7 protein-coding genes are annotated in these 8389 nt (G+C 66.7%); 2 read left to right on the forward strand and 5 right to left on the reverse strand.

The genetic code is table 11. The annotated features are described in order from the left end of the window. Positions 1–115: 115 nt before the first annotated feature. Positions 116–1162, reverse strand: a complete 1047-nt coding sequence (locus AAGI46_13520; protein MEM1013223.1) for an ATP-binding cassette domain-containing protein — start codon at positions 1160–1162, stop codon at positions 116–118. Between the two features lie 158 nt (positions 1163–1320). Between AAGI46_13520 and AAGI46_13525 the strand changes: the two genes are divergently transcribed. Further along, positions 1321–2850: a glycosyltransferase family 39 protein gene (locus AAGI46_13525; GenBank protein MEM1013224.1), complete on the forward strand. Its 1530-nt coding sequence runs from the start codon at positions 1321–1323 to the stop codon at positions 2848–2850. Positions 2851–2857: 7 nt separating this feature from the next. Further along, complete coding sequence (locus AAGI46_13530; protein MEM1013225.1) at positions 2858–3856, forward strand: inositol monophosphatase; 999 nt, start codon at positions 2858–2860, stop codon at positions 3854–3856. An 8-nt stretch (positions 3857–3864) separates the two neighbouring features. Here the strand turns inward: AAGI46_13530 and AAGI46_13535 are convergent, their stop codons facing one another. The 4 genes from AAGI46_13535 to AAGI46_13550 all read right to left on the reverse strand — a co-directional run. Beyond that, positions 3865–6621, reverse strand: coding sequence for a bifunctional acetate--CoA ligase family protein/GNAT family N-acetyltransferase (locus AAGI46_13535; protein ID MEM1013226.1), 2757 nt, complete (start codon positions 6619–6621; stop codon positions 3865–3867). A gap of 84 nt (positions 6622–6705) precedes the next feature. Continuing rightward, positions 6706–7383, reverse strand: a complete 678-nt coding sequence (locus AAGI46_13540; protein MEM1013227.1) for an anti-sigma factor — start codon at positions 7381–7383, stop codon at positions 6706–6708. After that, positions 7376–7978, reverse strand: coding sequence for a sigma-70 family RNA polymerase sigma factor (locus tag AAGI46_13545; GenBank protein ID MEM1013228.1), 603 nt, complete (start codon positions 7976–7978; stop codon positions 7376–7378). Before AAGI46_13545 ends, AAGI46_13540 begins: the two co-directional genes overlap by 8 nt. Before the next feature lie 48 nt (positions 7979–8026). Further along, the coding region (locus AAGI46_13550; protein MEM1013229.1) for a fasciclin domain-containing protein at positions 8027–8389 on the reverse strand (363 nt) is incomplete at its 5' end.

The raw sequence follows: 8389 nt of genomic DNA on the forward strand, positions 1-8389 counted from the left end.
CGGCCGATGAGCATGCCACCGATGACCAGCACCGGCATGAACGCCAGCGAGATCAGGAAGCTCTTGGTCTTGACGGCCGCGAGGTAGTCGCGGATCGCGATGACAAGGGTCTTGGTCATGCCTTCTCCTGCGCGTCAGCTAGCGCAATCTCAGCTTCGATTTCCGCTTCTGTCGGCTCCTGGAAGTCTGGATCCTCAACAGATTCGCCGTCAATCTCGGCCCCCAGGTCCGCCAAGGCAGCCGCGTCGGGTCGGGCGATGCGGACGAAGATGTCTTGCAGGCTCGGGCTCGTCACCTCGAACCGCTTGACGCTGCCCATCGAGATCAACGTGGACAGGATCGACTGCTCGTCGGTGTCTTTCTCGAGCGTCAGCTCCTGCGTCTGGCCCAGGTCGCGGACACGCGTGACGCCCGGCAGATGTTCCATCTGATGGCCGTCCGCGCCGTCGACCTGCACGCGGATCGTGTCGCTGCCGTAGTTCTGCTGTATCTCGGCCAGACTGCCGTCGAGCACCTTGTCACCCTTGTAGATCATGAAGATGCGGTCGCACATCTGCTCGGCCGTCGCCATGTCGTGGGTGGAGAAGATGACGGTCTTGCCGTCGCGGCGGAGCTGGTTGATCTGCTCGGTCATCGTCTCGCGATTGACCGGATCAAGGCCGCTGAAGACTTCTTCGAGCAGCACCAGCTCTGGGTTGCTGATGACGGTGGCGATGAACTGGACCTTTTGGCTCATGCCCTTGGAGAGCTGGTCCACCTTCTTGTCGCCCCAGTCGCTCAGGTCGAGCTTGTCCAGCCACTCCTGGATCGCGGCCTTGCTGGCGTCGGCGCCTTTGATCTGGGCGTAAAAGCGAAGGACTTCGCGGACCTTCATCTGCTTGTACAGGCCGCGCTCTTCGGGCAAATAGGCGACGCGGTCGTCAGGCCGGTCGGAGTTGGTCCGGCCGAGCACGGTGACGTCGCCCTGGTTCTGCTCGTGGATCCGCATGATCATGCGGAGGGTGGTCGTCTTGCCGCTGCCGTTGGGGCCGATGAAGCCGTAGCAGGAGCCTTTGGGGACGACGAGCGACAGGTCGCGGACGGCCGTGTGTTCGCCGTACGTCTTGGTAACGCCATCGAGCGAGACGGCGGCGTCGGCGGCAGGGTCGGACAGGAGCGGCATGAGGTGGTAAGGCAGACTTCGGGGGCGGCGACTGTAGCGGGCGACTTGAAGGGGCGACCAAAGCCCGCTACCAACTCGGCATCGCCAACGCACGACAACGTCTCCGCCCGACACGCCGACGCATCCTCTGGACCATCGTCGGGCTCGTCGTGCTCAACATGCTCTGGCGGCTGGTTCGTTTCACCACCGATCGCCCGTTCTGGGGCGACGAGGCGATGCTGGCCATCAACTTCTACGTCCGAGACTTCGCCGGACTCAACGGCCCGTTGCTCTACTCACAGCTTGCACCGCCTGCATTCCTGTGGATCAGCGAGGCGATGACGCTGCTGCTCGGTCACAGCGAGGAGGCGCTGCGTCTCGTGCCGGCGCTCGCCGGAGCGGCGGCGACGGTGGTCTTCGCGATCATGGCTTGGCGTTTCCTTCGGCCGCGCGAAGCCCTAGCGGCCGTCGCAGTGCTGGCGGCGAGCTACTTCCCGCTCCGGCACAGCGTCGAGCTCAAGCCGTACAGCGTCGACCTGCTCGTCGCAGCGCTCACGGTCTGGCTGACGCTGGAGATTCGCCGTCGGCCCGACGTGCTGAAGTGGGTCGGGCTCATCGCGACCGGCGTCGTCGGCGTCTGGGTCAGCTTCACGGCCGTCCTGTGCCTCGGCGGGGCGACGATCTGGCTGCTCGTCGACGGCTGGCTTCGCAAGGAAAAGCCCGTCGCTGCGTGGGCGATGGTTTCTGGAGGCGTGGTGCTGGCGAGCTTTGTCGCGATGTTTCTATTCACCGGCGACGTCCGCAACCACGAGACCGACAAATACACGGCGATGGTCATGTGGCAGGATTCCTTCCCGCCGACCGACCAGCCCTGGCTGATTCCGTGGTGGCTGCTCAAGACGCACGCGGGTCGCATGCTCAGCTACCCCAACGGCGGCCGAGACTTCGGCAGCACGGCAACGCTGCTGCTATGCCTGCTGGGCATGTGGCGGTTCTGGCGGACGGGGCGGCGGTCGCAGATCGCGCTGCTGCTCTTGCCGTTGCTGCTCGGACTCGGGGCAGCCTTTGCCGGGAAGTACCCATACGGCGGCTCAGCCAGGACGATGCAGTACGCGGCCATCCCGATCTGCCTGCTCATGGGCAGCGGCATCGCCCTGGTCCTCGGCTGGGTGCTGGGACGTCACTTGCGACGAGGTCACGCGGCGGTCGTCGTGTTGATGGTGCTCGCGATCGGGTTCTCCGTTCTCCGCGATTTTCAAGAGCCGTACCGCGAGCTGTCGGAGCCGCACGCCCGGCGGGCAATGCTGTGGCTTTCGAGCGTGACCGGGCCGGAGGACCCGTGGGTCTTCACGCGTGTCGAGCCCAGCGACGCGAAGATCGAAGGCGAGTTCCAGCTTCAGTCGGCCATCGCAGCGTCGCAGGTGAACTACTACGCGTACCACTACGCCGACTCGCCGCTGCTCTACGCGCCACCGGTTGACGAGGTCGTGTCTCTTCCGACGGAGCGCGTGATCCTGATTCGCCACGGTGTGACGCTCGAACGTGGCCTCAAGCCTCGCGAGCCGGCCGACACGTATCGCCGACTCCTCGCGGAGCGTTTCGGCCCGCCGCAGGTCATCAAAGCCCCGTGCGGCAACAAGGCCGACATCCACATCACGGTCTACGGCAAGCCGCTGCCGGAGTTGCCAGCAGCGTTGCAGGAGCGATGATCGAGGCATGCCCGCCGGTCCCGCAGAACACCTCGAACGCCTCGTCGCCATGGCCAGCGAGGTGCGGCGGCTGGTGATGGAAGGGCGGACCTCGCCCGAAGAGATGGCCGGCGTGGAGCGGTCCGACGAGGCCGACACGATTTACGCGATCGACGCCGTCGTCGAACCGGCGATCGAATCCGCCTGCGAAGCGTGGGGCCGGGAGACGCCGCTGATTCTGATCGCCGAGGGCGTCCACGACGAGCAAGGCAACGAAGGCGAACGGACCTTCCCCGCCGGTACGCCGAAGGACGAGTGTGCGATCCGCGTGCTGATCGACCCGATCGACGGCACGCGTGGCCTGATGTACGACAAGCGGCCGGCGTTCTTCCTCGCCTGCGTCGCGCCGAACAACGGGCCGGAGACGACGCTGTCCGACTCCGTCGCCAGCGTCATGGCTGAGCTGCCGACGACGAAGATGGGGTTTGCCGACATCCTCACCGCGACCAAGGGCGGCGGGGCGGTCATCCGGCGGATCGACTTGCGAGCTGGCGACGAGGAACGGCTCACGCCGCAGCCGAGCCGGGCGACGACCATCAACCACGGCTTCGCTCAGGTCAGCAACTTCTTCCCCGGCACCAAGGTGCTGGCGAGCGAGCTGATCGAGACCATCGTCCGCAGCCAGATCGGCGAGGCCGATGTCACGCGGGCGACGGTCTTCGACGACCAGTACATCTCGACCGGCGGGCAGTGGTACGAGCTCATCTGCGGCCGCGACCGGTTCAATGCAGACCTGCGTCCGGCGTTCTACGCAATGCAAGGCCAGCCCGAAGGCCTCTGCTGTCACCCCTACGACTGCGCGGGCCTGCTCATCGCGACCGAGGCCGGCATCGCCATCACCGACGCTACCGGCCGGCCGCTCGACGGGCCGATGGACCTGACGACCGGCATCAGCTGGATCGGCTACGCCAACCCGACACTCCGAGACGCGATCGAGCCGGTGGTGCTGAAGTTCCTGCAACGCTGACCTCTTCGTCACGCGACGTAGGTCGCACGCATGACGCCTTCTTCCTCGTCATTTTCGAGCGAGAACCCGAGGTTTTTCGCGACCTTCAGCATCGAGCCGTTGGCGGGTGAGATGATGCCGACGACCGTCGACCAGCCCTCGACTTTGGCGACGTTCAGCAGGTCGCCCAGCAGCTTCGTGCCCAGGCCTCGGCCCTGGTGCGGGTCGGTCACGGTCACGGCGAACTCGGCCTCGGCAAAGCCAGGCACCTTGCTCAACCGGCCGACGCCCGCGGCCTTGCCAGTCGCGTCGACGGCGACCAGGGCGATTTCGCGGCTGTAGTCGTTGAAGCAGATTCGCGTCAGCCGCTCGTGGGCCGTCCGCTGGTCGAGGCGGAGCAGCTCGAAGTACCGCATGCGGACCGACTCTTCGCTCAGCTCCTCGTGGAACTGCACCATCAGCGGCTCATCCTCCGGCTTGATCGGGCGGACGGTGTAGCTCGTCCCATCGCTGGCCGACCACGTGTTGACGTAGCGCGTCGGATACGGCCGGATCGCGGGCGGCGTGATCTCGCTGCGCTTCACCTCCGCCGGGTAGACGATGACGCGGGCGTCGAGTGCGACCAGCCCGTCGGGCGAGGCCAGCAGCGGGTTGATGTCGATTTCCTTCACGAATCGCAGCTCTGCGACCAGCCGGCTGAACCGGACGAGGAGCTTTTCCAAGCCAGCGATGTCGACCGCACGTCGGCCGCGGACGCCCTTCAGGGCCTCGGCGATCTTGGTCCGCTCCATCATGCGACGCGCGAACGTCGTCGTCAGCGGCGGCAGCCCGACGGCCTTGTCCTTGAAGACCTCGACCAGCGTCCCACCACTTCCAAAGAGCAGCGTCGGACCGAACTGCGGGTCGGGGCTGGAGCCGAGGATGAGCTCGTATGCCTCGCTCATTCTGACCATCGGCTGGACCGTCACGCCGAGGAAGTCGTTCTTGTCGACGTTCGACTGCATCGTCGTGAACGCGTCGCGGACGGCGTCGGCATCGGGCAGGTTGAGCTGCACGCCGCCGACGTCGGTCTTGTGGGTGATCGTCTTGCTGTGGAGCTTGACGACGACGGGGTAGCCGATGCGATCCGCGGCTTGCGCTGCGGCGTCGGTGCTGGTCGCGACCACGGTTTCGACGGTGGGAATGTCGTACGCCGACAGCAGTCGCTTGCTCTCCTCTTCCGTGAGCGTTCCGCGGCCTTCGTTCCGGGCTTCGTCGATGATCGCCTCGGCCCGCTGTCGTGCGTCCTTCTCGTCGTCGCCGGTGCCTTGGGGCGTCTCGTAGAGCGACAGCAGGTTGTTCGCGTAGCGGTGCATGTACGCGAACATGCGTGCAGCCGTGTCGGGGTAGTCGAAGGTCGGGACGCCCATCCGGTTGAGCACCTCGACGCCGCCCTGGACGAACGGCCCGCCCATCCAGCTGGCCAAGAGCGGCTTGGTCCCGCCGATGCCGACGCCACCCTTGCCGCCTCGGTCCTTGCCTTTGACGTGCTTGAGCAACAGCTCGGCCGTCTCGGTCGGCTCGGTCATGTCCTGCGGCGTGAGGACCACGAGCAGGCCGTCGGACTCCGGGTCTTCAGCCGCGAGTTCGAGGGTTTTGGCGTACCGATCGGCCGGGGCGTCGCCGAGGACGTCGATCGGGTTGTTGTGGCTCCACGCCGGCGGCAGGAACTCGTTGAGCTTGTCCATCGCCTCGTCGCCGACGTCGGCCAACCGGGCGCCGTTCTGGACGAGTGCATCGGTCGCGATGACGGCCGGGCCGCCGGCGTTGGTGACGATCGTCATGCGCGGGCCCTTCGGCACCGGCTGCTTCGCCAGAACCTCGGCCATATGGAACAGGTCGCTGATCTGATTCACCCGTAGCACGCCGACGCGTCGGAAGGCGGCGTCGAGCACGTCGTCGCTGCCGACGAGTGAACCGGTGTGACTCGCCGCCGCCTTGGCCGCGGCCTCAGAGCGGCCGGGCTTGATGCAGATGATCGGCTTGCTCAGAGCGACTTCGCGTGCGGCCGAGAGGAAGCGCCGGGCGTCGCCGACGGTTTCCATGTAGACGAGGATGCTGCGCGTCCGCGGATCGTTGCCGAGGTAATCGATGAGGTCGCCGAAGCCGACGTCGAGCATGGAGCCAGTCGAGACGAAGGCGGAGAAACCGACATTTTCTCGGTGCGACCAGTCCAAAACGGCCGTGCAGAGCGCGCCGGATTGGCTGATGAACGCCACGTTGCCCGGCCGGGCGACGCCTTTGCTGAAGGTCGCGTTGAGGCCCGTCGTCGGGTTCATCACGCCCAGGCAGTTGGGCCCGACGAGACGGATGCGGTGCTCGCGAGCGGCCGAAAGCACCTGCCGCTCCAGCTCGACGCCTTCAAGGCCGGTCTCCTTGAAGCCCGCAGAGATGACGATCATGCCCCGGACGCCGCGCTCGCCGCAGTCCTTGACGATGGCCGGCACGGTCTTGGCGGGCGTGGCGACGACGACCAGCTCCGGCACCTCCGGCAGGTCGCCCACGCTCGGGTACGCCCGGACGCCCAGGACGCTCGCACGCTTCGGGTTGACCGGGTAGACCGTCCCGCCGAAGGGCGAGCTGATGAGGTTCTGCATCAGCGTTCGGCCGACGGCACCGCGGCTCTCGGTCGCGCCGACGACGGCCACGCTGGCGGGGCGGAAGATGGCATCGAGCGGGTGACGCGTCGCGCGGAGGACGTCGCGGCTCTTGTCCAGACGGCTGGCCGGGTCGGCGGTCGTGGTCATCTCACCGCACCCTACGACGCCCGCGGCGTCCCGCCGCTGCGGCAGAACGCCTCATTTTCCTGCTGCTGCTGCACGTTTTGAGCTTCAGCCCACGCCGCCGATGAGGATCAGGCGATCGCCGAGTGCGCTGACCACGCTGCCGCCGGCGGGCTCGCGGGTGATGGCGAAGCCGACGGCCCGACCGACGGGGAGTTTCGGGGCGATGGCCACCGTCGCCGCGCCGTCTTCGGGCATGACGAACAGCCCGCCGTCGACGCGGTTCACGCCAGCCTCGTCGGGGCGGTCGGCGTCGACGACCCAGATCTGGTAGACCTCGCCCTCGGGTGCGGGCGGAAGGTTCGACAGGCGAAGGAAGCCGGTCTGTTCGCCATCGTTCCAAATCGCCTCGGCTGAGGCTTCGGCGAAGTCGTCATTCGACACCGCGAGCGTCGACGTCACCGTGTCGGCGTCTTCGAGCAACATCGCCATCGTCGGAGCCACCGGACTAGCGGCAGGGCGATTGAGCCAGAGCGTCGTCGCTACAACCACCGCGGCGGCGGCAGCGAGCCAACCGGTAGCCGTCACCCACGGGAGACGCAGCGGCTCGGGGGCGTCGTCTCCGATTGTGGAAGGCGGATTCAGAAACGCGTCGGCATCTTGTTCGAGCCGAGCCCGCAGCGATGCCGGCAGTGGCGACGTCTCGATCGCACACCATGCCTCGACGACCGTCTCGTCGGTCGCGACCGCTTCGTCGAGCGTTGGAGGTGGTTGCGTGTCAGGCATCGGAAACTCCTCTTTGGGAGCGGAAGGTCTCTCTCCGCACTCGTGCTGCGTCGGCCCGGCGTGTGAGGACGCCGCGAAGGGCATCCAGGCCGCGACGGGCGTGCGACTTGACCGTGGACAGCGGCATCCCGGCCCGTTCTGCGACTTCGCGGTACGTCAGCCCGCCGAAGACGCTCATATCGATGACACGACGTTGGTCATCTGAAAGTTCGTTCATTGCATCGATCGCTTGCTTGGCTTGGTCGTCGGACTCCGACTCGGTCGGGGCGACGACGTCTTGGACGATCGGGCCACACGGCTTGCCGGTGCGACGCAGTTGATCGGCCAGGCGTCGACGGGCGACGGTGGTCACGAAGGCGGCCTCGTTGCCCTTGTCTGGGTCGAAGCGAGCGGCATCACGCCAGAGGCTCATGAATGTCTCCTGGGTGACATCCTCGGCATCAGCGTCGCTGGCACACGCGCGTTTGGCGACGGACCAGACGAGCGGGCCGTAGCGATCCAGGCACGTCGAAACCGCCGCCGGGTCGCCCGCGGCAACGCGGGGCAACACCGGCGACGGCGAAGGAGCAAGGTCTGGTGCGGCGGTCTGCGTCATGCGTCAGGAGCAGCAATCCTTGGCACCTGGCCGAGTCGCGGTGCGGACTTAGTTCGGCAACAACACGCCACCGATCACATGGACGACACCGTTGGAAGCCGCAACGTCGGCCGCGATGACCTTGTTGCCGTTGATGCGGATGTCGCTGCCGTGACGGGTGACTTCGAGCGTCTTGCCCGCGAGCGTCTTGACCTTCGTCGTGCCGGCGGGGATCGCGTCGGACGTGATCGTGCCTGCGACGACGTGGTAGGTCAGGATGGTCTTGAGCGTCGGACGACCGTCCTCGCCGAGAAGCGTGCTGACGGTGCCGTCGGGCAGCTTGCCGAAGGCCTCATCGGTCGGGGCAAAGACGGTGAACTCACCGCTCGACAGGGCAGCGTCCAGGTCGGCGGCCGCGACCAGCGTGGCGAG

The sequence above is a fragment of the Planctomycetota bacterium genome (genome assembly GCA_038746835.1).
Taxonomy (GTDB): Bacteria; Planctomycetota; Phycisphaerae; order Tepidisphaerales; family Tepidisphaeraceae; genus JBCDKH01.